Source organism: Archangium sp. (genome assembly GCF_057119385.1).
In genome coordinates this window covers 62,609-89,526 of sequence record NZ_DBNGVP010000004.1, presented here as the reverse complement: position 1 = coordinate 89,526, position 26,918 = coordinate 62,609, and the positions used below count along the sequence as shown (strand labels likewise).

Annotated in this window: 27 protein-coding genes; 19 read left to right on the top strand and 8 right to left on the bottom strand. The window is 67.2% G+C overall.

Annotated elements, in window-relative coordinates; translation table 11 throughout:
- Positions 1-815, top strand: an 815-nt coding sequence (locus tag AC16DP_RS02275; RefSeq protein WP_483956606.1) for a hypothetical protein, incomplete at its 5' end; no start/stop codon positions are given.
- A 110-nt stretch (positions 816-925) separates the two neighbouring features.
- Here AC16DP_RS02275 and exoP read toward each other — a convergent pair.
- From exoP to AC16DP_RS02250, 5 genes are all read right to left on the bottom strand, one after another.
- Complete coding sequence (gene exoP, locus AC16DP_RS02270) at positions 926-2,128, bottom strand: spore coat polysaccharide biosynthesis glycosyltransferase ExoP (RefSeq protein ID WP_329734521.1); 1,203 nt, start codon at positions 2,126-2,128, stop codon at positions 926-928.
- The gene (locus AC16DP_RS02265) at positions 2,115-3,173 is read right to left on the bottom strand and encodes a glycosyltransferase family 4 protein (protein ID WP_329734520.1); all 1,059 of its coding nucleotides are present in this window, start codon (positions 3,171-3,173) and stop codon (positions 2,115-2,117) included. Before AC16DP_RS02265 ends, exoP begins: the two co-directional genes overlap by 14 nt.
- 19 nt (positions 3,174-3,192) lie before the next feature.
- Complete coding sequence (locus AC16DP_RS02260; RefSeq protein WP_329734519.1) at positions 3,193-3,729, bottom strand: serine O-acetyltransferase; 537 nt, start codon at positions 3,727-3,729, stop codon at positions 3,193-3,195.
- Between the two features lie 117 nt (positions 3,730-3,846).
- Positions 3,847-5,367 carry a lipopolysaccharide biosynthesis protein gene (locus AC16DP_RS02255; protein ID WP_329734518.1) on the bottom strand — a complete coding sequence of 507 codons (1,521 nt, stop codon included), beginning with the start codon at positions 5,365-5,367 and terminating at the stop codon, positions 3,847-3,849.
- Positions 5,364-6,473, bottom strand: a complete 1,110-nt coding sequence (locus tag AC16DP_RS02250) for a polysaccharide deacetylase family protein (RefSeq protein WP_329734517.1) — start codon at positions 6,471-6,473, stop codon at positions 5,364-5,366. The genes AC16DP_RS02255 and AC16DP_RS02250 overlap by 4 nt, the downstream gene beginning before the upstream one ends.
- A 517-nt stretch (positions 6,474-6,990) precedes the next feature.
- Here AC16DP_RS02250 and ccmA point away from each other — a divergent pair.
- The 11 genes from ccmA (at position 6,991) to AC16DP_RS02195 (ending at position 16,593) form a co-directional block, all read left to right on the top strand.
- Positions 6,991-7,653, top strand: a complete 663-nt coding sequence (ccmA, locus tag AC16DP_RS02245; protein ID WP_329734516.1) for a heme ABC exporter ATP-binding protein CcmA — start codon at positions 6,991-6,993, stop codon at positions 7,651-7,653.
- The gene (locus AC16DP_RS02240) at positions 7,650-8,345 is read left to right on the top strand and encodes a heme exporter protein CcmB (protein WP_329734515.1); all 696 of its coding nucleotides are present in this window, start codon (positions 7,650-7,652) and stop codon (positions 8,343-8,345) included. The genes ccmA and AC16DP_RS02240 overlap by 4 nt, the downstream gene beginning before the upstream one ends.
- A gap of 144 nt (positions 8,346-8,489) precedes the next feature.
- Entirely contained in the window at positions 8,490-9,179 is a 690-nt protein-coding gene (locus AC16DP_RS02235) for a cytochrome c biogenesis protein (RefSeq protein ID WP_329734529.1), read from the top strand.
- 1 nt (position 9,180) lies between these two features.
- Positions 9,181-9,357: a hypothetical protein gene (locus AC16DP_RS02230; RefSeq protein ID WP_329734514.1), complete on the top strand. Its 177-nt coding sequence runs from the start codon at positions 9,181-9,183 to the stop codon at positions 9,355-9,357.
- Between the two features lie 3 nt (positions 9,358-9,360).
- On the top strand, positions 9,361-9,849 hold the full coding sequence (locus AC16DP_RS02225; protein ID WP_329734513.1) for a cytochrome c maturation protein CcmE: 489 nt from the start codon (positions 9,361-9,363) through the stop codon (positions 9,847-9,849).
- A complete protein-coding gene (locus AC16DP_RS02220) occupies positions 9,846-11,879 on the top strand; it encodes a heme lyase CcmF/NrfE family subunit (protein WP_329734512.1) in 2,034 nt (677 codons plus the stop codon). The genes AC16DP_RS02225 and AC16DP_RS02220 overlap by 4 nt, the downstream gene beginning before the upstream one ends.
- Positions 11,876-12,415 (top strand): TlpA family protein disulfide reductase, encoded by a 540-nt coding sequence (locus tag AC16DP_RS02215; protein WP_329734511.1) that lies wholly within the window; start codon positions 11,876-11,878, stop codon positions 12,413-12,415. Before AC16DP_RS02220 ends, AC16DP_RS02215 begins: the two co-directional genes overlap by 4 nt.
- A gap of 412 nt (positions 12,416-12,827) precedes the next feature.
- Complete coding sequence (locus AC16DP_RS02210) at positions 12,828-13,838, top strand: hypothetical protein (RefSeq protein WP_329734510.1); 1,011 nt, start codon at positions 12,828-12,830, stop codon at positions 13,836-13,838.
- Between the two features lie 48 nt (positions 13,839-13,886).
- Entirely contained in the window at positions 13,887-14,558 is a 672-nt protein-coding gene (locus tag AC16DP_RS02205) for a hypothetical protein (RefSeq protein WP_329734509.1), read from the top strand.
- A 73-nt stretch (positions 14,559-14,631) separates the two neighbouring features.
- The gene (locus AC16DP_RS02200) at positions 14,632-15,729 is read left to right on the top strand and encodes a hypothetical protein (protein ID WP_329734508.1); all 1,098 of its coding nucleotides are present in this window, start codon (positions 14,632-14,634) and stop codon (positions 15,727-15,729) included.
- 24 nt (positions 15,730-15,753) lie between these two features.
- Entirely contained in the window at positions 15,754-16,593 is an 840-nt protein-coding gene (locus AC16DP_RS02195; RefSeq protein ID WP_329734507.1) for a GNAT family N-acetyltransferase, read from the top strand.
- A gap of 9 nt (positions 16,594-16,602) precedes the next feature.
- Here AC16DP_RS02195 and AC16DP_RS02190 read toward each other — a convergent pair whose 3' ends face one another.
- Positions 16,603-16,890, bottom strand: coding sequence for a hypothetical protein (locus AC16DP_RS02190; RefSeq protein ID WP_329734506.1), 288 nt, complete (start codon positions 16,888-16,890; stop codon positions 16,603-16,605).
- 84 nt (positions 16,891-16,974) lie between these two features.
- On the opposite strand from AC16DP_RS02190, the gene AC16DP_RS02185 reads away from it, so the two are divergent.
- A complete protein-coding gene (locus tag AC16DP_RS02185; protein ID WP_329734505.1) occupies positions 16,975-18,360 on the top strand; it encodes an MBL fold metallo-hydrolase in 1,386 nt (461 codons plus the stop codon).
- Between the two features lie 69 nt (positions 18,361-18,429).
- Here the strand turns inward: AC16DP_RS02185 and AC16DP_RS02180 are convergent, their stop codons facing one another.
- Positions 18,430-19,386, bottom strand: a complete 957-nt coding sequence (locus tag AC16DP_RS02180) for a Vps62-related protein (protein ID WP_329734504.1) — start codon at positions 19,384-19,386, stop codon at positions 18,430-18,432.
- A gap of 80 nt (positions 19,387-19,466) precedes the next feature.
- Positions 19,467-20,819: an argininosuccinate synthase gene (gene argG / locus AC16DP_RS02175; protein WP_329734503.1), complete on the bottom strand. Its 1,353-nt coding sequence runs from the start codon at positions 20,817-20,819 to the stop codon at positions 19,467-19,469.
- An 80-nt stretch (positions 20,820-20,899) separates the two neighbouring features.
- Here argG and AC16DP_RS02170 point away from each other — a divergent pair, with 80 nt between their 5' ends.
- From AC16DP_RS02170 to hutU, 6 genes are all read left to right on the top strand, one after another.
- Entirely contained in the window at positions 20,900-21,385 is a 486-nt protein-coding gene (locus AC16DP_RS02170; RefSeq protein ID WP_329734502.1) for a hypothetical protein, read from the top strand.
- A gap of 121 nt (positions 21,386-21,506) precedes the next feature.
- Positions 21,507-21,884, top strand: coding sequence for a hypothetical protein (locus AC16DP_RS02165; RefSeq protein WP_043408676.1), 378 nt, complete (start codon positions 21,507-21,509; stop codon positions 21,882-21,884).
- Positions 21,881-23,737, top strand: a complete 1,857-nt coding sequence (locus tag AC16DP_RS02160) for an AIPR family protein (RefSeq protein ID WP_329734501.1) — start codon at positions 21,881-21,883, stop codon at positions 23,735-23,737. Before AC16DP_RS02165 ends, AC16DP_RS02160 begins: the two co-directional genes overlap by 4 nt.
- Before the next feature lie 514 nt (positions 23,738-24,251).
- Positions 24,252-24,758: a hypothetical protein gene (locus tag AC16DP_RS02155; protein WP_329734500.1), complete on the top strand. Its 507-nt coding sequence runs from the start codon at positions 24,252-24,254 to the stop codon at positions 24,756-24,758.
- A complete protein-coding gene (locus tag AC16DP_RS02150; RefSeq protein ID WP_329734499.1) occupies positions 24,755-25,153 on the top strand; it encodes a hypothetical protein in 399 nt (132 codons plus the stop codon). The genes AC16DP_RS02155 and AC16DP_RS02150 overlap by 4 nt, the downstream gene beginning before the upstream one ends.
- A gap of 107 nt (positions 25,154-25,260) precedes the next feature.
- On the top strand, positions 25,261-26,916 hold the full coding sequence (hutU, locus tag AC16DP_RS02145) for a urocanate hydratase (RefSeq protein WP_329734498.1): 1,656 nt from the start codon (positions 25,261-25,263) through the stop codon (positions 26,914-26,916).
- The last annotated feature ends 2 nt before the right edge of the window (positions 26,917-26,918 follow it).

Below are 26,918 nucleotides of genomic sequence, written 5' to 3'. Positions count from 1 at the left end.
GGCTGGCGGCCTCCTTTGCCGGGCGGGGTTTGAACCCGCAGGGTCCCTTCGTGAAGTTTCCGCTCCTACATCGCTTCCTCCTCACCCAGGCTTCGCCTGGCGCACTCCAACAGTTGGACAAGTTCGTGAAGAGCGCGCCCGGGAGGCGGACAGAACCCGAGGGCGTGACATGTGTGGACGGTGCGGACAGGCTCACCCCTGAAAGGACTTTGTTCCGAGGGCTTGGCCCTCATGAAGGAGAACGGTTCGTAATGCACCCACTCGCCCCTGACATCACGGATCCGCTTGCGATCCTCAGAGACTCCACCCTCTCGAGTTTCCGAGAGCAGCTCGTCGAGTACGCATTCCTCTCGGAAGTCCTTCAGGACGGCTGGCTACGGCGGCACCAACCGGTAAACGTGCTCAGGGCCGACGTGGACGCGGCCGGGTACGATCTCGTGCTCGAGTGCCAGCGGATCATGCGGCATGTACAACTCAAGAGCACGGTCAAAGGAGGCATGACACGCGAGCAGAAGATCCACTCGGCACTTGCATTACAGCAGTCGGGCTGTGTCGTCTGGGTTGTTCTCGAACCAGCCGAAGGGCACCGCGTCAGCCTCTCGTACCTCGCTCTCGGCGGGGCACCCGGCGCACCACTCGACTTGAACGGCTACGAGGTCGCCAAGCACTCGAAAGGGAACGCGGAGGGCATCAAGGCGGAGCGTCCTGCGATCCGGGAAGTGCCCAAGAGCGCATTCAAGGCGTTCCCCTCGATGAAGGAACTCTCGGACTGGCTTTTTGGGCCCCCCTCATCGAACTCAGCCAGCACGAGCTGACCGCACCGGCACGCATGAGCGAATCACGTGTGGTCATCGCTCGAGCATAGTGCTTCCGGGGGCCCGCCCCATCCATCACTCGGGGATGCGGCGGGCTCACCTGGACGCGGCTACAACCCGCGCCCGGCCTTCACCATGGCCTCGCCGGCGAAGCCACGGATCTCCTCCACCTTGGCTTCCCAGCTCTCGTGGCGGATGCGCTCGGCGCGCTCGCGGCTGGGACCGGCGCCCTCGGCGAGGCACTCGTCCACCTTGCGCACGAAGTCCTCCGTGTCCTTCGCCAGCTTGCACAGGCCCACCTTGCGCACCTCGGGGATGTCCGAGGACACCACCGGCACGCCCGCCGCCAGGTACTCGCGCACCTTCAGCGGATTCGCGTTGAGCGTGAGCTCGTTCACCTTGAACGGCATCAGCGCCACGTCGAACGCCTTGCAGTAGCCCGGCAGCGCCGCGTACGGCTTGCGCCCCAGCAGGTGGATGTTCTTCTCGGCCTTCAGCACCGACGGATCCACGTCCGGCGCCACCTTGCCGATCACCACCACCGAGCCCTCCGGGTGCGCCCGCGCCGTCGCGGCGATCGCCTCCAGATCCACCCAGTCCGCCACCAGCCCGAAGAAGCCGAAGATCGGCCGGGGCAGGTTCGCGATGTCCTCGGGGATGGGCGTCGCCGGATCACACGCCTTCACGAAGTGGTTGAAGTCCACGCCGTGGCGCACCAGCACCGTGTTCGGATTGACGCGCACCTTGTTGTCCCTCAGCCGGTCCGCCGAGGTGATGCACAGGTCCGCCCGCTTCAGCAGCTGCTCCTCCAGCTCGGCGATGTGCTTGCCGTTGGTGTCGCTGAAGGCGGAGAACTCGTCCACGCAGTGGTAGACGACGAACTCCTCGCCCAGCCGTCCGGACACCGGCGCCGAGGCCGGCAGGAACGACCACGAGATGGGCCGCTTGAAGTGCAGCTGGCGCATGGCCCGCAGCACCTGCGCGCGCAGCAGCTCCCGGTTCGCGGCGCGCACCAGCTCCGAGCCGTAGAAGGGAATCGCCAGCGGGGAGAGCACGAAGAGATTGGGCTCCACCTCGCGGATGCCCTCGGTGAACTTGCCCAGCTTGCTCCAGATGCGCTTCACGTCGTGCGCATTGGCCTTGGGCGCCCGGTTGCCGATGCTGTTCACCCACAGGACGCGGTTGTCCCGGGACAGGATCCGCATGATGTGGACCTTGGACAGCGGATCCCCATCCCAGTCGTTGGAGAAGACCACCAGATCCCTGCCGCGGAGCGCCCGGCGGGCCAGCTCCAATTCCTCACTGCGCCGCATGTGTCTCGCCTCCTCCCAGAATCGTCGGTTGCACCAGCTCGCCGTAGAGCTTCAGCAGCACCGGTCCCGCATCCGGTGACACCGCTTGCGCTGGCCCCTGCTCGAGCGCGTGGTGCACCCGCTCGGCCAGGTCCACCGCATTGCCCGCGCGGAACGTGTACGTCCCATGCGGCCGCCCGCACACGTCGCTGGCCACGCACGGCACGCCGAGCGCCAGCGCCTCGCGCACGGAGATGGCATCCCCGTCGTGCGTGGTGGGCCGGATGAAGGCATCGCAGCGCGCGATCAGCGCCAGCGCCCGCGAGTGCTCCAGCTCGCCCATGTCTTCGATGAGCTCCTCGACCCGGTGCTCGCGGGCCTCCTCCAGGAACGCCTCCGAGCGCGTCCCCGGTCCGAAGACGGCGAGCCCCACGCCGGGCAGCTCGTCCGCGATCATCCGCAGGGCGCGGAACATCAACCCGCGGCCATAGACGGGCGACGGGTGGTGCGCCATGGCCAGCAGCGGCCGGCGGCGAGCCCGTGCCGCTTCGATCTCCGGGCTCACCCTCCCCGGCCGCACCTGCGAGCCGCAGAAGGCGGGGTACACCACGAGCTTCTCCTCCGGCACCCCGCAGCGCGCGAGCGCCTCGCGCACGGCCTCGGACACGGCCACCACGCGCGAGTAGCCGGCCAGGGCCACACGCGCGAAGGCCCGCCGCGACACGGAAGCGGCCAGGTAGTCCGGCAGCAGCCCCGAGTGCAGGGTGATGACGCGCGGTGCACGCGCCCTCACGCCCGCGGTGGCCGCGAGCATCCAGGACTTCGGGTTGTTGCCGCTGGTGTGGACGTGGACGGTCCACCCCTCGCGCAGGAAGCCCGCCAGCCGCTTGCCATACTGGGTGGGGGTACGGACGGGGATGACGTCCGGAGCCGGCCGGCCCCCCTTGCCGATGTCCAGCACCACCGTCTCCACCCCGCGTTCGCGCAGGTACCCGTGGAGCTGTTGGACGTGCACGGCCACGCCACCATGCGGCGGCGGATAGTCTCCGACGAGGAGCACTCGCATGCCCTGCCTCCTGTCTCGTCTACTGCGCGGCGGACGACGCTGCTTGCGGGGGCTCCGTCGGCTCGACGGGCTTGGGGCGCGGCACCGGTGGGCGCAGCCCCATCTCTCTCTCGTAGGCGGCGAGCGGATCCGCGTCCCGGCGGATCTCCCGGGCGGGGATGCCGCCCACCACGGCGCCGGGGGCCACGTCCTTCACCACCACGGCATTGGCGCCGATCACCGCGAAGTCGCCGATGCGCACGTTGCCGAGGATCTTGGCGCCCGCACCGATGCGCACATAGTCGCCGATCACCGGCAGATCCCTCAGGCCCGAGCGTCCACCGATGGTCACCTGGTGGGAGATGAGGCAGTGCCGGCCGATCCTGGCGTCCTTGTGGATGACGATGCCCATGCCGCCGTAGCCCAGCTGCGTGCCCTCGCCGATCTCCGCCTCGGCGGGGATGTACGAGCCATGCAGGTAGTGGATGGCCTTGCGCAGCACGGCTGGCAACACGGGAATGCCCCGCAGGTACAGCTTGCGTCCCAGCCGGTACATCGACATCGCATCAATCCCCATCACGCCTCTCCCCTGGTTGTACGGAGTCCCAAGCTAGGTACCAGCCCTCCAGGGCGGGAGTCCCCCGGACCCCCAACCGTCCACCTCCCACCTCCGCGGAGGTGGGGGGCCGAAAGCTCACCCGGCGCCGCGGGCACGCAGGCTGGCGAGCACGCTCAACGGCCGCACCCCCGTGGCGTACAGGACGCCCACATAGCCCAGGCAGAACAGCAGGCCGGCGAGCGCGAGCGGCAGGGCCCTCCAGAGGAAGCCCTCGGGCAGACCGCCCCAGGCGTGCACCGTGCCGGCGCGCAGCAGGAAGACACCCGCCGCGGCGGCCGCGGCCGCGAGCGAGGCCTTGCTCAGCTCGCGCCAGGGGATGACGTCCCGGATGCGCAGGGCGTGCTCGGGCGTGGACAGCGCCGCCGGCACGCGCACGAGCAGGGAGAGCTTGCCCACCACCTCGGCCACGGCCCAGGACACGACGGCGCCCATCAACCCGAACTGCTTCACCCCCACCCAGACGAGTGGCACCGTCACCACCGCCTTCAACAGGTACGAATAGAGGATGGAGCGCGTGTGCCCCCGGGCGCGCAGCACGCCGTCCATGGGGAGGATGGCGAACACCACGCCCAGCACGCTCACGCGGAAGATGGGCACGGCCGCGAGGTACTCCGCCGTGTAGAAGGTGCCGATGAACTCGGGCGCCGCGGCGAAGAGGAACGCAGCGAAGGGAAGGAAGGCGAAGGCCAGCTTGCCCGCGGCCTCGCGGAAGGCCACCACGCCCTCTTCCAGGCGCCCCTGCTTCTCCAGCTCGCCCAGGCGCACCATGAGGACCTCGCTGGTGGGCGTGTAGAGCAGATCCACCAGGGGCAGCTGGCTGCACCCCACGCGGTAGACGGCGTAGAGCGCCGGGGCCACCGCGCCGGCCACCATGTACAGGTGGGCGTTCTGCTGGGGAATGGCCAGCGCCATGGCCACGCCGAAGGGCGCCGCGTAGACGAGCTGCTCGCGCCACAGTCCGGGACGCAGCAGCGGCCCCGTGCCCCGCGGCACCACCCCCCACGCGGCCACGAAGCGCGCGAGCGCGAAGCCCGCCACCGCCAGCATCATCCCGTGCAGGCCGAAGCCCAGCAGGCACGGCAGCACCATGGCGGCCGTGCGCACCAGCTCCGAGACCGCGTACACGAGGGCCGAGTGCTTCGTGCGGCCCTGGCTGGTGAGGGAGATCTCCAGCGGAAACGCGCCGAGCAGCAGCGCGGTATAGGCCGCGAGCGGCGCGCGGAACTCGAGCAGCGCGGGGTTGTGGAACTGCCGCGCCACGGGCCCGAGCAGCGTCCACACCAGGGTGCCGGCCACCAGGCCCGCGCCGGACATAGAGAGGAGCGTCTGGCCCAGCCAGGGGCGCTTCTCGTCGGCGCGGGGCAGGAAGTAGTAGAGGCTCTGCACCACCCCGAAGGGCAGCACGTAGTAGAGCGTCGTGGCGATCAGGAAGAGCTGGAAGTAGGTGCCGTACTCCTCCTTGCCCAGCACGCGCGCCAGGACGAAGGGGATGCAGAAGGTGAGCCCGGCGCCGAGCAACCGGGCGAGCACCAACGGCCCCGCCTTCCCCAGGAACGAGGAGGCGGGGGCTACCGCGGGAGCCTGCCTTTCGCTCACCAGACCACCTCGCCGCGCGGGGCGTTCTGCGGGCGCCGGCCCAGGACGGGAGCGCGCATGCCCAGCGTGCTGAAGCAGTCATCCAACTGGCACACCGTGAGGGTGCGCGAGTACGCGCCCGTCAGGCCCACGCTGAAGTTCTCCCAGAGCACCTTGCGCTTGAGGGTGAACGGATCGCCGCCCATACGGTTGGGCATGTCCTCGGTGGTGACGGCCGAGCGGAAGCCGTTGGCCTCGAGCACGCGGATGACCTCGTCCGAGTACCAGCCGTTGCAGTAGGCGAAGTCGCGCACGGTGATGCCGGCCTCGCGCTCGATGATGGCCTTGGACTCGCGCACCTCGCGCTCCACCACGTCGAGCGGCTCGTGCGTGAGGACCACGTGCCCCAGCGTGTGCGCGCCGAAGTCGTAGCCGTCCTTGACCATCCGCCGCACCTCGTCCCAATCCATCAGGTCTCCCTGTTCGGGGAGCAGCGCCGGGCCGGCGCCCAGCCGCTCCTCCAGGGCCTGGAGGGTCTCCACGAGCGTGGCGGTGGGGTAGCGGCCGATGAAGTCATCCAGCGCCGCCGACAGCCGTTTGCGCCCGGAGAGCACGGTGTCCAACAGCTCCGTGGCGGGCGCGGGCATCACGTCGAACACGGGCTTGTAGCCCCGGGCCTGCGCCATCCGCACCAGGTGGAAGAGCCGATCATGGTTGAAGCGCTGCCCGGTGCCGATCAGGGCCGCCGGCAGGTAGGTGATGGCCGGCACGCCCATCTGCTTCAGCACGGGGTAGCCGTACCGGTACACGTCCCGGTAGCCGTCGTCGAAGGACACGACGCACAGATCCTTCCGCGCCACGCGGCGCCCGGCCATCACGTCCAGCGCGTCCCCCAGCGAGCAGAACTCGTAGCCGGCCGCGGACAGCCCCTCGAGGTGCCTCCGGAACGTCTCTTGCGAAATGAGAAGACCCGGGATGGAGCGCTGGAGCTCCCCGGTGAAGTCGGCCACCACCCGGTGGTAGCTGACGATGAGGATGCGACGCCCCCCGGACTGATAGCGCCTGTAGGCCGCGAGCGCCTTGCGGAGGCCGCTGTGATGCAGCACTCCCGCCGCCGTGGATTTCATCGCCCGTCGCACCATTCCCCGCATGTCCATCGCTGACTCCCTCCCCCAGATGACGCCGCCGCCCGAACCGAACTCCGTGCCCCCAGCGTGTGCATGCGCGATGCCAGCCGCCCCGCGAGGTGTCGCGAGAAGACCGGGCCCCCCGGGAAGGTAAGTCCGTTCCCATCCGCTACGTCCATGGACCCGGATCGGTGCAAGCGAGGCGTCAACGGGCGGAAAGATCTGCCGTTCCGCCCCGGACAGCGGCCCGTGGCGCGCCCTCCCCGCCCCACGGCCCCGCGAGGCCCGGGGGAAAAGCACCCAGGCGATTGAAAAAACTTCCTTCCGCCGCGTGCCCGCGGATTTCCCTCCGAGGGGTCCACCGGGGACCTCCCACCCCGGCCGATGACCTCGGCGCGGAGCGACGCCCGGAGGTCCGGGTCTCGTCCTGGGGCCCCGCTCCCAGGCTCCTGTGCAACCAGACGGGCCTGCTTTCGCTGGAGTGTGGAGAAATTTCCAGTTACGAACGCTCCCGCCGATGGAAGCCTCCCCCGCGCCGCCCCCCGCGCTCGCCCTTCATGACGTCAGCAAGCGGTATGGACGCCGCTGGGCCCTCGCGCGGCTCAGCTACACCCTCCCCCAGGGCCGCTCCCTGCTGCTCACGGGGCACAACGGCTCGGGGAAGACGACGCTGCTGAGATTGGTGGGCACCGCGCTCGCGCCCACGCACGGCCGGGTGGAGATCCGCGGCCACGACAGCGTGGCCCAGCGCGACACCGTGCGCCGCGAGGTGGCGCTCCTGTCCCACGCGAGCTTCCTCTATGAGGATCTGACGGCCCACCAGAACCTGGTGGTGCTGGCGCGGCTGCTCGGCATGGACGCTCCGGCGGACGTGGCCGGGGAGCTGCTCGTGAAGGTGGGGTTGACGAAGCGCTCGGACAGCCCGGTGCGCCAGTTCTCCGCGGGCATGCGCAAGCGCCTGGCCATCGCCCGGCTGCTGATGAAGGCCCCCGCGGTGGCGCTGCTGGACGAGCCCTTCGGCGAGTTGGATCCCTCCGGCATCCAGGCCATGGAGAAGATCATCCGCGAGCTCAAGGACTCGGGCGTCACCGTGGTGTTGGCCACCCACCTCATCGAGCAGGGCCTGTCCCTGTGCGAGGAGCGCCTGCACCTGCAGGAAGGCCGGGCGGTGGCGGCATGAGGGGCGCGCGACCCATCTCCCTGCTGAGAACGGTGGGGGTGCTGTTGGCGAAGGATCTGCTCATCGAGTGGAGGACGCGGGCACGCCTCAACGCGCTCATCTTCTTCGCGCTGGCCACGCTGCTGCTCTTCTCGTTCGCGGTGGGCCCGGACACGAAGGTGCTGGCGCGCAACGCGGGCGGCTACCTGTGGCTGGCGCTGCTGTTCGCCAGCGTGCTCGCGCTGGGCGAGTCCTTCCGGGTGGAGCAGGAGAACCTCACGCTGGACGGGTTGAGGCTGGCCCCGGCGGACGCCCGCGCCATCTTCCTGTCCAAGGCCCTGGGCAACGCCCTGTTGTTGATGCTGCTCGGCACCCTGCTCATCCCGGTGATGGTGGCCCTCTATGGGGTGACCGTGACCATGGGGCCAGGCTCGTTCGCGGCCACGGTGACGCTTGGCTGCATGGCCATCAGCGCGCCGGGCACGGTGTATTCGGCCATCGCCAGCAACGCGCGGGCAAGAGACGTGCTGCTCCCGCTGTTGCTGTTCCCGCTCATCATTCCCGCGCTGCTCGCCGCCGCGAAGGCGACATCGCTCGTATTGCAGGGCGACCCGATGAATCAGTTGGGCTCATGGTACGGGCTACTCATCGGTTTCAATCTGATTTATTGGGGACTGGGCTTCCTTCTGTTCCCCCGCGTCATCGAGGATTAGAGGTCAATGAGCGATCTCCTGAAGACGGTGCTGCAGGTGGTATCGGCGGTGGCGGCGCTGACGTCGGTGGGGCTGGGCGTGTGGCTGGGCGCGAAGTGGGCGCCGCCGCGCTCGCGCGTCAACGCGCGTCCGGTGCTGCTGTTCATGTCGGTGGCGGCCCTGGCGCTGCTGGCGCTGGGCAACTGGATGGGCTTGAAGTGGACGCCGCCCGAGCGGGAGATGGGGGACGTCTACCGCATCATCTACGTCCACGTGCCGGCCATGTGGATGGCGATGCTGACGCTGACGGTGAACTTCGCCTGCTGCGTGGCCTACCTGCTGCAGTCGAGCTGGAAGACGGACGCGCTGGCGGAGTCCACGGCCGAGGTGGGCCTGCTCTTCGGCAGCTATGGCCTGGTGCTGGGCGCCATCTGGGGCAAGCCCACCTGGGGCACGTACTGGGACTGGGATCCCCGGCTCACGGCCATGGCCATCATGCTGGTGACGTACGTGGCCTACATGGCGCTGCGCCGCTTCGTGGAAGACCCCGAGAAGCGGGCGGTGTGGAGCTCCGTGGTGGGCATCATCTCGTTCGTCAATCTGCCCATCGTGTGGTTCTCCGTGAAGTGGTGGCGCAGCCTGCACCAGGTGCAGTCCACCCCGAAGACGGTGGATCCGGACATGACGCTGGCGCTGCGCGTCAACGCGTGGGCGAGCCTCATCCTGCTCACCCTGTTCCTGCTGCACCGCTACCGCATCGCCCTGGCCACGCGTGAGGCGGAGGTGGCCATGCCCGAGGCGCTCCCCACGGACGTGCCGGGCCCGCGAGACAACCGCGCTTCGGAGGTCGCCTGAGATGATGACCGCACTGAACCTGTCCCCGCTGCTCGCGCAGGTGGGCTCGGGCCGCATCCAGGGCGGCTGGGAGTACATCTGGGCCGCCTATCTGATCGCCTGGGTGTCGCTGTCGCTGTACGCCTTGTCCCTCTGGCTGCGCCGTCCCGGCCAGTCCACGCACGACTCGAAGGAGTGAGCCATGACGCAGCAGACGCGTAACCGTCTCATCGCCGTGGTGTCCCTGCTGGTGGCCGGCGCGGGCCTGTCCCTGGTGGCCTTTGGCAACATCGGGGAGAACCTCGTCTATTACTGGAGGCCCTCGGAGATGATGGCCCAGGGCGAGAAGGCCTATGGCCCCACCATCCGCCTGGGCGGGCAGGTGCAGCCGGGCAGCATCCAGTGGAACGAGCAGCACACCACCCTGCACTTCCGCGTCATGGACAGCGAGCAGCCCGGCGCGGCCAACGTGCTGGTGCGCACCACCGAGGTGCCGCCGCAGATGTTCCGCGAGCGCATTGGCGTGGTGGTGGAGGGCACGTTCGACCAGTCCCAGGTCTTCCAGGGCAGCCGGTTGATGGTGAACCACTCCAACGAGTACCGGGCGCCCAAGACGGATGACGACGTGAAGAAGATGTTCGAGGAGATGCAGAAGCAGGAAGCGACCACGGCCGCGGCGAGGACTCCGTGAACAGTACGTTGGGATACGGGCTGGTGCTCGGCGGGCTCGCGTTCGCGAGCTTCGGGGCGCTGGTGGGCCTGGTGGGCGGGATGCGCCGCGACGACGCGGCCTTCCCCTGGGTGATGCGCTGCGTGTGGGGCTTCTTCCTCTGCATGCTCAGCGCCAACGTGGTGATGGAGTACGCGCTGCTGTCCAACGACTTCAGCGTGGCCTACGTGGCGCAGGTGGGCAGCCGCGCCACGCCCACCATCTTCAAGATCGTCTCGCTGTGGAGCGCGCTCGAGGGCTCCATCCTCTTCTGGGGCGTGATCATGGGCACGTACGTGCTCGCGTTCGCGCTGGTGCACCGCCACGAGCACGCGCGCTACATGTCCCTGGCGCTGGGCACCATGCTGGCGGTGGGCGTGTTCTTCACCTTCCTGATCGCCGGGCCGGCCAACCCGTTCCACTCGGTGTCGCCGGTTCCCATGGACGGGCCGGGTCCCAACGCGCTGCTGCAGAACCACTGGCTGATGATCATCCACCCGCCCATGCTGTACCTGGGCTACGTGGGCATGACGGTGCCCTTCGGCATCGCCGTGGCCGCGCTGCTGCGCGGGCAGATGGGGGATGCGTGGATGGCGCCGCTGCGCCGCTGGACGCTGGTGGCGTGGCTGTTCCTCTCGGTGGGCATCATCCTCGGCTCGTGGTGGGCGTACGCGGTGCTCGGCTGGGGTGGCTACTGGGCGTGGGATCCGGTGGAGAACGCGTCCTTCCTGCCGTGGCTGACGGCCACCGCCTTCATGCACTCCACGCTGGTGCACGAGCGCAAGAAGATGCTGAAGCTGTGGACGCTGAGCCTGGTGCTGGGCAGCTTCGTGCTGACCATCCTGGGCACGTTCATGACCCGGAGCGGCATCTTCAACTCGGTGCACAGCTTCACGCAGTCGGACATCGGCCCCACGTTCCTGGTGTTCATCGCGGTGCTGATGTTCGTGTGCATCGCGCTGCTGTCCACGCGCGGGCACCTGCTGGTGGCCGAGAGCGACATCAAGTCCATGCTGTCGCGCGAGACCACCATCCTGGTGAACAACCTGGTGTTCGTGGCCATCACCTTCACGGTGCTGCTGGGGACGCTCTACCCGCTCATCTCCGAGGCCGTGCGCGGCATCCGGGTGAGCGTGGGCGAGCCGTACTTCAACAAGATGGCGGTGCCCGGCGGGGTGATGGTGCTCTTCCTGATGGGCGTGGGCCCGATGCTGCCGTGGGGCAGCTCGGATCCGAAGCGGGTGCGCGAGCGCTTCTGGATACCGGCGGCGGTGGGCGCGGTGATCGTCGGCGCGTGCCTGCTGGGCGGCCTGCGGGGCTTCTACCCGCTGCTGACGTTCGGGCTGGCGGGCTTCGTCACCGTCATCACCCTGCGCGAGCTGGCGCTGCCGGTGAAGGTGCGGATGAGCGAGAAGAACGAGGGCTTCGTCACGGCGCTGCTGGGCAGCGCGACGAAGGCGCGGCGGCGCTTTGGCGGCTACATCGTGCACCTGGGGATCGTGATGATCTTCGTGTCGGTGGCGGCCTCCTCCGCGTTCGTGACGCACACCTCGGGCACGGTGCGCATCGGTGAGACGCTGAAGATTGGCGGCTACCAGGTGAAGTACCTGGGGCTCACCAGCGGCCAGGAGCCGCACCGCACCTTCGTGGCCACGCGGGTGCAGGTGACGGCGCCCAACGGCGACGTCAGCGAGATGGCGCCGCGGATGAACTACTACGAGCGCATGACGGACCCGGTGGGAACGCCGGCGGTGCGCGAGACGGCGAAGGAAGACCTGTACCTGTCGCTGATGGCCTTCTCCGAGGACCGGGGCACGGCGAGCTTCAACGCGTGGATCTTCCCGCTGGTGGGGTGGATCTGGTGGAGCATTCCGCTGCTGGTGCTGGGCACGCTGATCGCGGTGTGGCCGGCGCGGCGGGCCCGGGCGACGGCGCAGGAGAAGGAGCAGACCCCGGCGGCGGGGGCCTCGCCCGAGCCGAACGTGGGCATCCATCCGGGAGGTGCGGCATGAACTGGCGTCTCACGGTGGGCTTCGTGGTGCTGTGCCTGGGCTTGCTGGCGGTGCTGGCCAGGGGCTTCGGCAGCAACCCGCGCGAGGTGCCCTTCATGTTGAAGGGCCAGCCGGCCCCGGCGTTCACGCTGCGGGCGCTGGACAGCGGGATGCGGGTGACGTCGGAGCAGCTCAAGGGCCGGCCCATGGTCATCAACTTCTGGGCGTCCTGGTGCGGGCCCTGCAAGATGGAGCACCCGGTGCTGGAGTGGGGCGCGCGGGAGTTCGGCGGACAGGCGCAGTTCCTGGGTGTCGTCTTCGAGGACACCGAGGACAACGCGAAGCAGTTCCTGGCGCGGATGGGCGCGAGCTTCCCGCAGCTGATCGATCAGAACTCCAGCGTGGCGGTGGCGTACGGGGTGGCGGGTGTGCCCGAGACGTACTTCATCGACGCGCAGGGCATCATCCGGGGCAAGCACGTGGGCCCGATCGATCCCGAGTCGATGGCGCAGTGGATCCGCCAGCTGTCGTCGAGCGCCCCCAGCGCGAAGCAGTAACCCCTCGGGAGAGGAACCGGGGTGAGGGTGCCAAAGACCCCAGGCTGTACCCGGCGGGCAATTCCCGTGGGGAACCGGCACCATCCGTGTCGCAATGCTGCAGGGGCAATGGAGCGCATTGCACTGGCCCCACAGTCATACCGGCACGGTGGCACGAACTTCCGGGGTGGCTGCAGGAATCCGCGTGGTCTGGCGCTACCCGGGGGTCCTGGTCACGAATGACACCGGGGTCATGGATGACCGCGAATGGTTAGCCGGAGTGCACGGGCTTTCCGCGTGCTCGAACGTCAGGGCCCATAAATTTCGCGGCCCCTTGCGCGATCGAGCCTCGTTTTGAGCGGGCACGAGGCTTGCCCTGTAGCAGTCCCGACGAGCCGCGGTGACGCCGCTCGGGGGCTCCGGGGTGACTGCCATGAAGAGACTGATCGCGCTGAGTGTGCTGGTGATGGCCTGCGGAGGCGGGAGCGAGCTCCCCGAGCCGGCGGAGCAGACGGCCCAGGCGGCGCAGGAGCTCCAGCTCGAGGCCTCGGAGGGAGTGGAGGGCGTGTCGCGGGGCGTTCGGGGCGCGACCTTCTGTGATTACAAGCTCTACCCCACGCTCCCGGTGGATCAGGCTCCGGCCGTCATCGAGCGGGACCGGATGTACCTGGCGGCCCGGCCGGGCGTCATCTTCAAGTACCTGCCGCTGAGCCTGCCGACGGCCACGGACCCGTACCTCTACAGCGGTGGGCGCTACCTGGTGGACACGGTGAAGCACGCCGAGGAGTACGCGTACTGGGTCCCCAACGAGTACCGGCTGGATGGCGTCGTGTTCTCGGAGCGCTCCTACTTCGCCAGCACCGAGTGCACGGCCTACAGCGTCATCGGCGTGAAGGACTTCAAGGATCTGCGCTCCAAGCAGCACGTGGTCCGCACCGAGCGCTTCGAGCTGCCCAGGGGCAACCACCGCGGCTACCTCGAGGCGCGCTGGAAGGATCTGGTGGCGGAGGCGAAGGCGCGCGGGCTGGCCAGCGTGTGGCTCGTCTACAACCCGGAGAAGCGGTTGGCGGCCTTCGTGTACACGCTCGAGCGCGTGGGCCCGGTGACCCCTGGCGTTCCGGACTTCGCGAGCGTCTCGGCGCTGCAGTCCGCGCCTTCGCTGGGCGCGCACCTCGCGCAGCGCGGCTGGGTGAAGACGCAGGACGTGACGCAGTTCATCTGGGGCCTGTGGTTCCGGTTCGTCCCGGGTGACCGGGGCCAGGCCACCCTCTGGCCGAACGCCTTCGCGCTGCCCACGCCCTTCTCCGGGGACGGGCTGTGCCTGGTGAGCGCGGGCGAGAACCACGCGAACAGCCCCTCGGATTGTCCCGCGACGTGCGGCAACGCCATCGCGGATCCGGGCGAGACGTCGGTGAACTGCCCGGGTGACGTGCGCGATATCTGACAGTGCCCCTTGTATCCATCTCCAGTTACAGCCGGAAAGGTGACCACCATGCTGAGCCAGCTCAATCCCAACCAGGGGCGTTCCACGTTGGACTTCAAGCGAGAGATCAAGATGCCGAGTCCCCGGGAGCAGATCGGCCCCGGACAGTTCCAGGTGCTGGGCGCGAACCTGCAGATCGTCATCGACGGGTTCGGCTCGTTCACGCTGATCGCCAACAAGATCCTCCTCGAGGAGGGCCTGGGCGCTGACGACGGCACCGGGGCGGTGAAGTTCGGGGCGGGCGCCTGGTACCCGCTGGAGCGCTGGCTGACGGCGCTGGAGCGGATCGGCAACGAGTTCGGCCACGTGCTGCTGTTTCAGTCGGGGATGACCACGCCGAAGAACGCGGTCTTCCCGCCCACGGTGACGGACATCCACAGCGCGCTGAAGTGCATCGACGTGGCGTACCACATGAACCACGCCGTGCGCGGCGAGTCCATGTTCAGCCCCCACACGGGCGAGATGCGCGAGGGAATCGGCCACTACACCTACTCGCACACGCCGGGCAAGAACCTGGTCACCATGGAGAGCACCACGCCGTACCCGTGCGACTTCGACCGGGGCATCATCATCGCCATGGCGCAGCGGTTCCAGCCCACCGCCACCATCCTCCACGACGCCACCAAGCCCTGCCGCAAGCGCGGAGGGGGCAGCTGCGCCTACCACGTCGCCTGGAAGTAGGGCGCCGGGAAATCCGGTATACTCCGCGCGGCGCGACCCCAGGGCCCGGGGTGCTGCCGGAGGCCGTTTCCCGATGCGGTGCAAGCAGTGCGGAGAGAGCGCGAAGGACGAGACCCTGCGCTATTGCGAGAACTGTGGGGCGAAGATGCCCCCTCCCCCACCCCCTGGAACGGTCCGCCGGACGTCCACCGGCGTCACCGCGATGGCGACGACGGGACGCACGCGGAGCACCGCGGCGGCCCGCGCCGTCGTCCCCGCGCCGGAAGAGGCCGAGGACACGGATCCAGGTCTTCACACGCCCGGCCGGCCCAAGGCACCGCCGTATGACGGGCCGGTGTGGCTGGCGCACGTGCCGGGGCACTCGCCGAGCGTGGCGGGCGTGGGGCTGCTCGGGGTGGCGCTGGTGCTCTCCATCCTGCCCTTCTTCGCGGGTGTGGGGCCCTTCTGGTCGCTCGTGGTGGTCATCGGCGGCTGGCTGGTGGCGGCGCGCGAGCTGCGCGATGCCGGCGAGCGCCACCCGCTGGTGGACTGGGTCCCAACCTCGCTGATGCGTCCGGTGGTGCCGGCGCTGTTCGTCGTGGTGGCGGCGGCCCTGGCGATCCGGATGCTGGGCATCGGCGTCACGCCGCTGCTGTGGCTCGGAGGCGCGGCGCTGCTGGGCTACGACCAGTACCGCAAGGTGTACGCGGGACAGAACGGGTGGAGCCGGCTCTTCGAGCCCCGCGTGCTGCTGCGGGGACTGGGCCCGGTGGCGCTCGGGGGCGTGGCACTGTGCCTGCTGTCGCTGTTCCTCACCTGGGTGCCCCTGACGACGACGCGGAGCTCGGGTCCGGTGCCACAGGCGCCGCCGGAGCTGCGCGTGGTGGATGCGCCAACCCCTTCGGAGGACTTCGTCTACGGGCTCATCGAGGAGAGCTACGACAAGGGCTGGGACCAGTCCTTCTCCGTGGCCCTGGAGCTGCTGCTGCTCGGGGTGCTGGGGTTGATGGCGCTGCGCCCGGAGGTGCCGAGGCCGGACTGGCTGCGCTTCGCGCCCATCGGCGTGGTGGTGCTGGGGCTCGTCTGGACGCTGGTGCATGGCGGGTTGCTGCTGGGGCCCGTGCTGTTCCTGGTGGGGCTGGCGGCAGCGGGCTTCGCCTCGGTGTACAGCGCCTTCGCGCGAGAGGCCTGAGAGCCCCGTGGTATAGGCGGCCGCATGCGCATCCGGAGGCTCACGCTGGAGGATCTGCCCGCCTGTCTCGCGCTCGCCGTGAAGCGCGACTGGGCGCCGGATGAGCTGAAGTGGCGGATGATGCTGGAGCTGGGCACCGGCTTCGGCGTGGACTCACCGGAAGGTGGGCTCGCGGGCACGGTGCTCGTCACGCCCCATGGGCGTGAGGCGGCGTCGATCGGGATGATGGTGGTGTCGCCTTCCCATGGGCGGCAGGGACTCGGACGGCGCCTCATGGAGCATGCGCTCGAGCACATCGGTCCCCTCCCCACGCTCCTGTACGCGACGGAGCAGGGCCGGCCCCTCTACGAGAAGCTGGGCTTCGTCCAGGTGGATGAGATCGTGAAGCATCTGGGCAGGCTCACCCGGCAGCCCGAGGAAGTGGCCGTCGCGGACACGCGGGTGCGAGCGATGACCGGGGAGGATCTGGACGCGGTCGCGTCGCTGGACGCGGAAGCCTTCGGTGCGCCCCGGCGGGAGCTGCTCCAGGCCCTGCACCGGATGGCGTACCGCGCACTCGTGGCCGAGCGGGACGGCCGCGTGGTGGGGTATGGCCTGGCGTGGCCCAACTTCGAGTCGGCGATGGTGGGACCCCTCATCGCCCGGGAGGAGCCCATCGCCCGAAGCCTCGCGGCCGGGCTGCTCCGGGGCCTCGAGGGCACGGTGCGGGTGGACATTCCTCCGCGGTTCGCCGGGCTGAGCGAGTGGGTGGCGGGGCTCGGGCTCGAGCGGCACGTCCCGGCGCCCATGATGCAGCTCCACGGGACCCGGGCCCCGGGCAGGAGGGAACTCCTCCATGCCATCGCGGCCCAGGCCCTGGGGTGACGGACCCGCTCAGTGGGTCTGGTCCTCCTGCTTCGGAGCCGGGCAGGTCTTCTCGCAGGACGCCTCGGCGGCGCGGAACTTCTCCGCGCAACGGTTCATGCACTTGCCGGCGGCCTCACGCGTCGTCGGATCGCTGGCGGCGGGGCAGGCCTTCGCGCACGCCTCCACCTCCACGCTGGCCTTCGACAGGCACGAGCCCCGGCAGTCCTTCTTCTGCTGCGCCACCGCCGGCAGGGCCATCATCAACCCACCGGCCAGCACCACGGCCCACCACGAAGCCTTCTTCACTCGATTCATGGCTCGCATCTCCTGAAACGGTTCGCCCAGCCAGGATAGGAGGGGGCGCCGCCGCAGGGAAGCGGCTGGGATAGAGTGCCACGCATGGCCTCCATCCATTTCCTCGGCGCCGCGGGGACCGTTACCGGTTCAAAGTTCCTCCTCGAGTACCAGGGCAAGCGGGTGCTCATCGATTGCGGTCTGTTCCAGGGCCGCAAGGAGCTGCGCCAGCGCAACTGGCGCGCCCTGCCCGTCCCGCCCCGGAGCCTCGACGCCATCGTCCTCACGCACGCCCACATCGACCACACGGGCGGTCTGCCCCGTGTGGTGCGTGACGGCTTCCACGGGCCCGTCTACTGCACCTCCGGCACGCGGGATCTGTCCGCGCTGCTGCTCCCGGACTCGGCACACCTCCAGGAGGAAGAGGCCCGCTATGCCAACAAGGAGGGCTTCTCCAAGCACCGCCCCGCCCTGCCCCTCTACTCGGTGGAGGACGCGGAGCGTGCGCTGAAGCTCTTCGAGACCTTCGGCTACGAGCGCACCCGGGAGATCCTCCCCGGCATCACCCTCACCTTCTACCGGGCGGGCCACATCCTCGGCTCGGCGGTGTGCGTGTTCCACCTGGAGCGCACCAATCAGCGCGTGGTGTTCACGGGGGACCTGGGCCGCTACCACGCGCCCATCCTGAGGGATCCGCAGACGGTCCGCTCGGCCACCACGCTGGTGGTGGAGAGCACCTATGGCGACCGCGAGCACGGGGAGACGCGGCCCGTGGATGCGCTGTGCGAGGCGGTGCGGAGCGCCTACGAGCGCAAGGGCATGGTCGTCATCCCCGCCTTCTCCGTGGGCCGGACCCAGGAGCTGCTCTACCACCTGCGCAACCTGGAGGCGGAGAAGCGCATCCCCGAGCTGGATGTCTTCGTGGACTCGCCGATGGCGTGCGACGCCACGCCCATCTACCTGGCGCACGCGGAGGAGCATGATCTGGACATGTCCGCCATCGTGAAGCGGGGCGAGTCCCCACTGGCCACGAAGCGCACGCGCTTCGTCACCTCGCCGCAGGAGAGCAAGCAGCTCAACCAGCGCGAGGGCCCGGGCATCATCATCTCCGCCTCGGGCATGGCCACGGGAGGCCGCATCCTCCACCACCTGAAGTACAGGCTGCCGGATCCGCGCAACACGGTGCTCTTCGTGGGCTACCAGTCCGAGGGCTCGCGCGGCCGGCGCATGCTGGACGGCGAGAAGGAGATCAAGATCCACGGGCAGATGGTGCGGGTGGAGGCGGAGATCCGCACGGTGAGCGGCTTCTCGGCGCACGCGGACTGGACGGAGACGCTGCGCTGGATGGACGGCTTCGAGTCACCGCCGCACCAGACGCTGCTCGTCCACGGGGAGCCCTCGGCGCTGCAGGCGCTCAAGGGCCGCGTGGAGGCACGCGGCTGGCCGGCCTACATCCCCGAGTACCTGGAGAAGGTGGAGCTGGCGCGGTAGCCGAGGCAGCGCTCCGGGCTCGCGCACGCGGTCCAGCTCATTCACCTGCGTCGAGCCGATCCGCTTGCCTCAGTAGGTGTTCCAGGCGCCCTGGAAGGACGGGCCCTGCGGACCGCTCGTGGCGTCCAGCTCACCCACCTCGCCCCAACGGCCACCGTACTTGATGAAGTTCTGGCCGTTGCGGGGCGCGCCCTTCTCGCCCACGTTCACCTGGTTGGTCCACGTCTGCCACACCGGGCCACCGTCGTAGGCGTGGTCATCGAAGCCCGACACCTCGGTGGGGTACGTGCCCGCGGTGGGGTAGCTCGCGTGCGAGCCATCCGCCGAGTACACGATGGGGTGCGTCCCGTTCCACCTGAGCTGCGAGGCGCTGTAGCGCGTGCCACCGCTGTGCGCCGCGTACCACGCCGACTGGAAGTTGCCGGCCGAGTCCGTGGTCACGGTGATGTGCTCCCAGTCCGCCTCGTGGTTCACCGACGCGTAGGAGTCGTTGTACGGGTAGAAGAACCAGTACTGGATGTCGTAGCCGCCCGCGACGAGCGCGCTCTTCTTCGAGTGCACGTACACGCGCCAGCCAGAAGACGTGGTGCCGTTGTGCACGCTGTCATCCGGCGGCTGGAGGAAGAACTCCTTCCGCGACGCGTTCGAGTAGTACACCGTGCTGGTATGGGTGCAGAACGTGCCCTTCGTCTTGTGGGACTGGGCGGAGAGGTTGCTCTGCGTGGGCGTGGCCAGCGCGAGCACCTCGCAGTCCGGGCACCCCGAGTGGTCGAAGCGCATGTGCACGCGCGCCAGGTACCAGTCCACGTTCGCCGGCCGCGCCCAGTCGATGGAGTCCGGGGCCAGCCGGACCTCGGGCGCGAACTTCGCCGCGAGCTGATCCTCGAAGGCATCGTCGATGCCGTCCAGGTCCACGTCGGTGATCAGCGCGTCCCTGCGCTCGCCGAGCACGGCCTCCTCCTCGACGAGGGGGCCGCACGAGGCGAGCGTCAGCGTGGAGAGCAGCAACAACCGTCCGGTTCGCATGGGGGAATCTCCTGACCGCCGGGGCTCATCCCCGGCTCGGGATTCCCATATTCACGCAAACCGGGAAAAACGTAAAAGCCTCACTCCTTCTCGCCGTCGCCGAGCAGCTGGGCGATGCCAGTGCCGGTGGGGGTGCCCTCGGAGAGGGTGCGGACGCTGGAGAGGTGGTGCAGGAGCAGGCCGCGGTTGTCGGTGACGGCGAGGTTCTGCATCTCCAGGGCGCCGATGCGGTCCTCCGGGGTGAAGGCGCTGGCGACCTTCTCCATGGAGAGCTTGTCCGGGTCGTAGGCCATGTGCACGGCCTGGGTGTCGAGCAGGGTGTAGTCGTCGCCGCGGCGCAGCTCCAGGGTGACGCTGCCGGTGATGCTGGGAGCCACCCACCGGGTGAGCGAGTCCTTGAGCAGGAGGGCCTCGGGGTCGAACCACTTGCCCTCGTAGAGGAAGCGGCCGAGGCGGCGGCCCAGGGTGAAGTAGAGGTCCGTGGTGGACTCGTTGTGGATGGCGGACAGGAGGCGCTCGTAGACGATGTGGAGCAGCGCCATGCCGGGGGCCTCGTAGATGCCGCGGCTCTTGGCCTCGATGACGCGGTTCTCGAGCTGATCACTCATGCCCAGGCCGTGGCGCCCGCCGATGCGGTTGCACTCCAGGAAGAGCTCGAAGAGGGAGGCGAAGCGCTTGCCATTGAGGGACACGGGCAGGCCCTGGGCGAACTCCACGGTGACGCGCTCGGGGCGGATCTCCACCTCGGGGCGCCAGTGGGCCACGCCCATGATGGGCTCCACGATGTTCATGCCCTTGTCGAGGTGCTCCAGGTCCTTGGCCTCGTGCGTGGCGCCGAGCACGTTGGCGTCGGTGGAGTAGGCCTTCTCGGTGCCCATCTTGTAGGGCATGCCGATGGAGACGAGGAACTCGCTCATCTCCTTGCGGCCGCCGAAGGCATTGACGAACTCCGGGTCCAGCCAGGGCTTGTAGATGCGCAGCTCCGGGTTGACGAGGATGCCGTACCGGTAGAAGCGCTGGATGTCATTGCCCTTGTGGGTGCTGCCATCACCGAAGACGTTCACCGAGTCCTCGCGCATGGCGCGGACGATGGCGGTGGTGGTGACGGCGCGGCCCAGGGGCGTGGTGTTGAAGTACTTCTTGCCGCCCACGGAGAGGTGGAAGGCGCCGCACTGGATGGCGACGAGGCCCTCGCGCACCATGGCCTCGCGGCAGTCCACGAGCCGGGCCTGTTTCGCGCCGTGCGTCATGGCGATGGGCGGGATGTCGGCGGGGTTCTTCTCGTCGGGCTGGGCGAGGTCGGCGGTGTAGGCGTACACCTCGAGACCCTTGCGGGACATCCACGCCACGGCGGCGCGGGTGTCGAGACCACCCGAGAAAGCGAGACCAATCCGGGTACCAGCGGGGGGAAGCGAACGATAGATGCGGCTCATGGCGCGGTGCGTGGTAGCACGGAACGACCCGGACGTCCCGCGTCACGTGCAGGGAGACGTGGGTTATCCTGGAGTTCCGTATGAAGACCTCGCTCGCGGTCAGAGGTGGAGTGCTCACTGCCCTGCTCATGCTCCTCTGCCTGCTGCCGACGCGGGGACTGGCATCATCCCCAGCGACGACCCTCCTGCCCTCGCTGGTGCTCAGCAGTCCGCCCCTGCCTGGAGACGAGTCGATCCGGGCCCGGCTCAAGGCCTGCCTGCTCATGGGAGACCTCCACTGCGTTGTCGACCAGTACCTCCTGCTTGAGAACATTGGCCGGGTACCCGGCTGGCTGGTGGCGTTCCAGAACGCCTTCGCCGTAGCAAACCGGAAGGCGGGAGAGTGCGAGAAGGTCGCGAGGACCATCCACGAAGGATTGACCCGGCTCGGACAAAAGCCGCAGTTCCTGCGCATCAGGGTTGACGGAGATGTGAAGCTGCTGAGCTTCGATGATTCGATGAGATGTCCAAAGGCGTTCTGGTCAAGAACCATCAACTTGCGACCACGGGGAGGCATCTCGCCGTGAAACTTGGGGACAACATCATCGACGCCTACACGGGGTTGGCCGGTCTTCCTCTGACCGAATACATGAACCGGCTCAGAATCTCGTCCACGAGCCAGATCCTTTACGAGGTGGTGCAAGGTCCATGAGTGAGAAAAAGGTTGGGAAGGTGGAGCCCCTACCCGAGGAGTGGCGCGGTCGCAAAGTCGGGCTCATGGACGCGCTGCTCTATGCCCGGAAGCAACTCCTGGAGGGGCGAGGGCTCTGGTGCGTCACAGGAGGAGACACCATCGACTCGCTCTTGTCCTTCACCATCGGGTGGGGCTCCAACACCCAGTTCAACGGTGGCAAGGACCAGGAGTGGCGAGACTTCTTGGACTGGCTCGACGAAGTGAAGCACGAGATGCCCTACGAGGGCTGGCACGTGAAGTACCTCCGCGATTGTGGCGGGGATCATGAGCGGGCCGCCCTGAAGTTCCTCGACTTCGCCCAGGAATTCATCAATCAGAGGAGGCAGACATGAAAAGCAGTAAAATTCGCGAAGAAGTAGAAGCATTCCAAATCAAGACGGCATACAGCGCCGCCACCGAGGACTGTTTCCCCGCTTGGTACCTGCATCGCAAGTATTTCCTGCCGGAGACACAAGCCCTCACCCAGTGCTCAGATCCAGCCATTGATGGAGACACAAAAGGTTACGACTTCGGGCTGGACGCCTATCACATCTTGCGCCAAGACGGTCGTGTACGGCTTTTTCTCCTTCAGGCCAAATACAGCGGAAGTATTTCCGAGGTCAAGAAGGGCTTTCGAGACCTCAAAAAGCTCCCTGCCAGACTGCGCCGGTTGCTCGACGGCCTAGAGTCAGACGAGAGTAAAGAGAACAAAATCATAGTCAATCTGCGGCGCGACCTCAATCTACTATCACCCGAGGAACGAAAGTCCCTGATTCTAGACTTCATGGTCCTTCATCTCTGCCAAGAAGACCATGAAATCGCATCCAATGAAACCAACCATTCACGCAGCGAACTGGGAGCTCAGATAGAAGAGGAGTTACCAGATTACACCTTCAATCTTGGCCATATAGGCCCAGACAAAATGGATTTTGGAGACATTGACACAAAAATCCCGCCTCCCTGGGTCCCACTGGAACTAACAGTGGCGGAAACGACTGCTCACCACAACAACACTGAAGCCCAGATGTTGTACGGAATCGCCAAACTCGCGGAACTCGTCGCAATGTACTCATTGCGACGGGACACTCTATTTTCGAAGAACGTCCGCTATTTCATCAAAAACGCCAAGAACACGGAACGAGGCCCATCCGCCAAGATACGCGAAACCTTGGCCCAAATGTGCATCAAGGGGACAATCGACCCTGGGCTTTTCGCCTTTTTCCACAATGGAGTAACAGTCTTCGCTCGCGCCATACGGAAAAATGGCAACCGCATCGAAATCCAAGACCCATACGTCCTGAACGGCTGCCAAACAATCAAGACAGCCTATCTTTTTTCAATGGATCCCAAGATCAAGGACAAGCTTCAACAAGACAAGTGGGCACAGGTCACAATCCCTCTTCGCATCACCACTACCCGCGACGAGAACCTAGTTCAAACAATCACAATCAACAACAACCGCCAAAACGCAATACCCCCAGCGGCACTCCGCGCCAACAACCCACTCCAGCTAGAATTGGAGCGAAGATTCCGTAGCCGCAAAATATTTTATGAGCGGCAAGAAGGATCCTTTGCACACATCCTAGATTCCAACCCCGAAACTCTGATTGAGGATTACGAAAATTCAAACGATCTCGCCATCCACATCGTAGAACTCGCACGCTCGATTGCCGCAGCCCAGGGAGAGGAAGGCCTGTCATACGCCCTCCATCCCAACGACATCTTCGAGCACGACGGCACCTACCACAAGGTGTTCAACAACAGGACCACTGCATCAACCATATTCCTCACGTTTCTGCAAAATACGCATGACATGATCTTTCTTGTCCTCAAGAGAGATCTTCGCTTGGAGAAGATAGGCAATGGCCCTAGCCCCTCTCGAGTTGGCTATCACGCCATTGCACTCCTGGCAAGGCACCTCGCAAAGAGCAACAAACACGACTTCGTTCTCAGATTCGGACAGGAACGGCTAGGCAAGAAGGCGGCCGACTTTCGCGAAGAACTCCGCAAGGAACTGGGAAATCATCGGTCGGGAATCCAAACCGCACTCAAAGAACACCTACTCAGTGCGCCCGATTCAAGGGCCGAGACTCTCCGCGAGAGCTATTCGGCTGCAGAAAGGTCGCTTCGATTGCGAGGGAACATCGATCCCTTTGCGACGTTCGCAAACCTCGACGAGGAAATCAATACCTCTCAGTCTACATAACCACAACCGATTTGTTTCGCATAGGCCTCTCAGCGGAGAGAACCATACAATTCAACGATTCAACCATGCCCGTCCGAAGGCGCCCCTATCATGAACTCCCCATCGACCCATCCCTGATGGGCGACTCGGTATCCGCCTACGCCAGTGGAGTTTCGTCCCGAGGCATGCGGTCCATGGATTTCGGATTCAGAAGTGACGGTCAAGTATGGGGCGTGGACCATGGGAGGCGCTCCTTCGGTCCCGAGACATCGATGGAAGTAATCGAGCAACTCTGCCCCGCCGTCATTACACTGCCTCATGCCCAACTGAATGAATATGGCCAAGAGTGCTACGGCTCATCTACTCCCTGGGATCGGCATCTCTATGCAAGCGAGCCAGACACGCAGCCCTGTCTGAAACCTACGGCGCCACTCCCATGAAAACCTCGATATGTGCCAGAGGCAGAGTCACTACCGCCCTGCTCATGCTCCTCTGTCTGTCACCTTTTTCGGGACTGGCGTCATCCCCAACGGCGATGACCCTCATCCCCTCGCTCGTGCTCGGCAGCCCGCCCCTGCCTGGAGACGAGTCGATCCGGGCCCGGCTCAAGGCCTGCCTCCTCATGGGAGACCTCCACTGCGCCGTCGCTCAGTATCTGCTGCTCAAGGACATTGGCCGTGTTCCGGACTGGCTGGTGGCGTTCCAGAACGCCTTCGCCGTGGCCAACCAGAAGGCGGGAGAGTGCGAGAAGGTCGCGAGAACCATCCACGAAGGATTGACCCGGCTCGGACAACAGCCGGAGTTCCTGCGCTTCACGATCCGCGGCCGAGCGATGGTGATGGGCTTCGACGAGATTTCAAACGGCGTGCTGCTCAGGACTCATCAGCTCTCGACACGGGGGTACCACGTGGCGGTCCGGCTCGGGGATAAGGTCATCGATGCCTACACGGGCCCGGCTGGCCTGCCCTTCCGCGAGTACATGGCCCGGCTCAATACATCTCCAGGAAGCACGATAACGGAAGAGGTGGTACAGACCCTATGACCGGTAAACGAATCGTCAAGGAGGAGCCCATTCCCGAGGAATGGCGTGGGCGCCGGGTCGGGCTCATGGATGCGTTGCTCTACGCCCGCAAGCAGATCCTCATGAAGCGAGGCCTCTGGTTCGCGACGGGATTCAATACAGTGGAATCCCTCTTCTCGTTCATCCTCGGATGGGCCTCCAACACCCAATTCAACGGCGGGCAGGAGCAGGAGTGGGAGGACTTCCTGGAGTGGCTCGACGAGGTGAAGCATGAGTTGCCTCTCGAGGGTTGGCACGTGAAGTACCTCCGCGACTGCGGCGGAGATCACGAGCGGGCCGCCCTCAAGTTCCTCGACTTCGCCGCGGAGTTCGTCGCGCTGCGGCGCAAGACGCCCGATTCTCGAGGGCCGGGATGACCGCTCGCAGGCCGCTGTCCCGCTGATGACGGACATTCCGTCTGCTGTAGCGGAAACCCCTCAACTCGGACGCACAACCCCCCCCGGCTTCGGGTAGTGTCGGCCGCATGTCCCGTACCATTCGAGCCCCCCGCGGAACCGCTCTGTCCTGCAAGGGCTGGGTCCAGGAAGCCGCCCTCCGCATGCTGATGAACAACCTGGACCCCGACGTGGCCGAGCGCCCCGAGGACCTGGTCGTCTATGGCGGCATCGGCAAGGCGGCCCGTGACTGGGCCTCGTTCGACCGCATCGTCGACGGCCTGCGCCGCCTCACCGATGAGGAGACCCTCCTCGTCCAGTCCGGCAAGCCCGTGGGCATCCTCCGCACCCACCCCGATGCCCCCCGCGTCCTCATCGCCAACTCCAACCTCGTGGGCCGCTGGGCCAACTGGGACCACTTCTTCGAGCTCGAGAAGAAGGGCCTCATGATGTACGGCCAGATGACCGCCGGCTCGTGGATCTACATCGGCACCCAGGGCATCCTCCAGGGCACCTACGAGACCTTCGCCCAGGCCGGCCGCGTCCACTTCGGCTCCGATGATCTCTCCGGCCGCCTCGTCCTCTCCGGCGGCCTCGGCGGCATGGGCGGCGCCCAGCCCCTCGCCGCCACCATGAACAACGCCGTCTTCCTCGGCGTGGAGATCGATCCCACCCGCGCCCAGCGCCGCGTGGAGACCCGCTACCTCGACGTCATCGCCAAGGACCTCGACGAGGCCATCTCGCTGGCGAAGGAGGCCCAGAAGAAGCGCGTGGGCCGCTCCATCGGCATCATCGGCAACGCCGCCCAGGTGTTCCGCGAGCTGTACCGCCGCGGCATCAAGCCGGACCTCGTCACGGATCAGACGAGCGCGCATGATCCCCTCAACGGCTACATCCCCGCGGACATGACCCTGGAGTCCGCCGCCGAGCTGCGCAAGCGCGACCCCAAGGCCTACGTGGAGAAGGCCCGCCAGTCCATGTCCATGCAGGTGGAGGCCATGCTGGACTTCGCCAAGGCCGGCAGCCACGTCTTCGACTACGGCAACAACATCCGCGCCCAGGCCCAGCTCGCCGGCCTGGAGAACGCCTTCGACTTCCCCGGCTTCGTCCCGGCCTACATCCGCCCCATGTTCTGCGAGGGCCTCGGGCCCTTCCGCTGGGTGGCGCTCTCGGGAGACCCCGAGGACATCCGCCGCACCGACGAGGCCGTGCTGGAGCTCTTCCCCCAGAAGGAGTCGCTGCGCCGCTGGCTCACCCTCGCCCGTGAGCGCATCGCCTTCCAGGGCCTGCCCGCGCGCATCTGCTGGCTGGGCTACGGCGAGCGCGCCAAGGCCGGCCTGCGCTTCAACGAGATGGTCCGCAAGGGCGAGGTGAAGGCCCCCATCGTCATCGGGCGCGATCACCTCGACTGCGGCTCCGTGGCCTCGCCCAACCGCGAGACCGAGTCCATGAAGGACGGCACGGACGCCGTGGCCGACTGGCCCATCCTCAACGCCCTGGTGAACGCGGTGAATGGCGCCTCCTGGGTGTCCTTCCACCACGGCGGCGGCGTGGGCATGGGCTACTCGCTGCACGCCGGCCAGGTGATCGTGGCCGACGGCACCCCCGAGGCCGCCCGCCGCATCGAGCGCGTGCTCACCTCGGATCCCGCCATGGGCGTGCTGCGCCACGCCGACGCCGGCTACCCGGAGGCCGTCCAGGTCGCCCACGAGCGCGGCGTCCGCATCCCCGGCATCACCGAGTGACG

What these genes read in the sequence shown, in the direction of transcription:
- AC16DP_RS02155 (WP_329734500.1), top strand. Translation starts at nt 24,252, where the DNA reads ATGACCCTCATCCCCTCGCTCGTGCTCGGCAGCCCGCCCCTGCCTGGA.
- AC16DP_RS02190 (WP_329734506.1), bottom strand. Translation starts at nt 16,890, where the DNA reads ATGAATCGAGTGAAGAAGGCTTCGTGGTGGGCCGTGGTGCTGGCCGGT.
- AC16DP_RS02205 (WP_329734509.1), top strand. Translation starts at nt 13,887, where the DNA reads ATGCTGAGCCAGCTCAATCCCAACCAGGGGCGTTCCACGTTGGACTTC.
- AC16DP_RS02180 (WP_329734504.1), bottom strand. Translation starts at nt 19,386, where the DNA reads ATGCGAACCGGACGGTTGTTGCTGCTCTCCACGCTGACGCTCGCCTCG.
- ccmA (WP_329734516.1), top strand. Translation starts at nt 6,991, where the DNA reads ATGGAAGCCTCCCCCGCGCCGCCCCCCGCGCTCGCCCTTCATGACGTC.
- AC16DP_RS02160 (WP_329734501.1), top strand. Translation starts at nt 21,881, where the DNA reads ATGAAAAGCAGTAAAATTCGCGAAGAAGTAGAAGCATTCCAAATCAAG.
- hutU (WP_329734498.1), top strand. Translation starts at nt 25,261, where the DNA reads ATGTCCCGTACCATTCGAGCCCCCCGCGGAACCGCTCTGTCCTGCAAG.
- AC16DP_RS02185 (WP_329734505.1), top strand. Translation starts at nt 16,975, where the DNA reads ATGGCCTCCATCCATTTCCTCGGCGCCGCGGGGACCGTTACCGGTTCA.
- AC16DP_RS02215 (WP_329734511.1), top strand. Translation starts at nt 11,876, where the DNA reads ATGAACTGGCGTCTCACGGTGGGCTTCGTGGTGCTGTGCCTGGGCTTG.
- AC16DP_RS02240 (WP_329734515.1), top strand. Translation starts at nt 7,650, where the DNA reads ATGAGGGGCGCGCGACCCATCTCCCTGCTGAGAACGGTGGGGGTGCTG.
- exoP (WP_329734521.1), bottom strand. Translation starts at nt 2,128, where the DNA reads ATGCGGCGCAGTGAGGAATTGGAGCTGGCCCGCCGGGCGCTCCGCGGC.
- AC16DP_RS02195 (WP_329734507.1), top strand. Translation starts at nt 15,754, where the DNA reads ATGCGCATCCGGAGGCTCACGCTGGAGGATCTGCCCGCCTGTCTCGCG.
- AC16DP_RS02260 (WP_329734519.1), bottom strand. Translation starts at nt 3,729, where the DNA reads ATGGGGATTGATGCGATGTCGATGTACCGGCTGGGACGCAAGCTGTAC.
- AC16DP_RS02225 (WP_329734513.1), top strand. Translation starts at nt 9,361, where the DNA reads ATGACGCAGCAGACGCGTAACCGTCTCATCGCCGTGGTGTCCCTGCTG.
- AC16DP_RS02265 (WP_329734520.1), bottom strand. Translation starts at nt 3,173, where the DNA reads ATGCGAGTGCTCCTCGTCGGAGACTATCCGCCGCCGCATGGTGGCGTG.
- AC16DP_RS02210 (WP_329734510.1), top strand. Translation starts at nt 12,828, where the DNA reads ATGAAGAGACTGATCGCGCTGAGTGTGCTGGTGATGGCCTGCGGAGGC.
- AC16DP_RS02170 (WP_329734502.1), top strand. Translation starts at nt 20,900, where the DNA reads ATGAAGACCTCGCTCGCGGTCAGAGGTGGAGTGCTCACTGCCCTGCTC.
- AC16DP_RS02250 (WP_329734517.1), bottom strand. Translation starts at nt 6,473, where the DNA reads ATGAAATCCACGGCGGCGGGAGTGCTGCATCACAGCGGCCTCCGCAAG.
- argG (WP_329734503.1), bottom strand. Translation starts at nt 20,819, where the DNA reads ATGAGCCGCATCTATCGTTCGCTTCCCCCCGCTGGTACCCGGATTGGT.
- AC16DP_RS02235 (WP_329734529.1), top strand. Translation starts at nt 8,490, where the DNA reads ATGTCGGTGGCGGCCCTGGCGCTGCTGGCGCTGGGCAACTGGATGGGC.
- AC16DP_RS02165 (WP_043408676.1), top strand. Translation starts at nt 21,507, where the DNA reads ATGAGTGAGAAAAAGGTTGGGAAGGTGGAGCCCCTACCCGAGGAGTGG.
- AC16DP_RS02230 (WP_329734514.1), top strand. Translation starts at nt 9,181, where the DNA reads ATGATGACCGCACTGAACCTGTCCCCGCTGCTCGCGCAGGTGGGCTCG.
- AC16DP_RS02150 (WP_329734499.1), top strand. Translation starts at nt 24,755, where the DNA reads ATGACCGGTAAACGAATCGTCAAGGAGGAGCCCATTCCCGAGGAATGG.
- AC16DP_RS02200 (WP_329734508.1), top strand. Translation starts at nt 14,632, where the DNA reads ATGCGGTGCAAGCAGTGCGGAGAGAGCGCGAAGGACGAGACCCTGCGC.